Below are 551 nucleotides of genomic sequence, written 5' to 3' on the forward strand. Positions count from 1 at the left end.
GGCCGATGCCAATTCCACTTCGTCCGGCCACCACTGACGACTTCGACCTCCAGGCCCCTCGCCTTGAGTCTCTGGAACAATGCCCACCCGCTGCTATTCACCGCTGCGGCATCCCGCAGCGGAGACTTTGCCTTGGCCATTATCTTTTGGGCAGGTTCCGGCGCTTTTGCTAAGAATTGCTCCAGGGGCTGATTCCCCTTGCGCTGATTGCAGGAGTGAGAGGCAAGCGTGAGATTGCTCAGGCGGTCGCTGCCGCCCTTTGAGCGGGGATGGATATGGTCAATCTCCAGCGGTAATCCAGTGGCGTCACAATAAGCGCACTTGCGACCCCACTTCTCCAGCAGATACTCCCGCACCTCGTAGCCAAACAAGCTGCCTTGCTGTTGCTCCGTTCCGGAGATTTCGGGATGCTCCAGGGCCTGGGTGTCGAACCGCATCAGTTTTTGCGATAAGGCGGTAATCGGCCTAAGACGACCGATCCGTGTCACCCACCCCAGCACTGTATCCACCCGATGCCGCAAACTTGGTGCAAGCCAGCCTTTTGGCTTGCT

General features: G+C 58.6%; 1 protein-coding gene. It reads right to left on the bottom strand.

Going from position 1 to position 551, the window contains the following annotated elements:
• On the bottom strand, positions 1 to 551 hold a 551-nt coding region (gene iscB, locus A7Q09_RS10735), incomplete at both ends, for an RNA-guided endonuclease IscB (RefSeq protein WP_208526713.1).

It is taken from the genome of Methylacidiphilum sp. Yel (assembly GCF_004421185.1).
Classification (GTDB): Bacteria; Verrucomicrobiota; Verrucomicrobiia; order Methylacidiphilales; family Methylacidiphilaceae; genus Methylacidiphilum.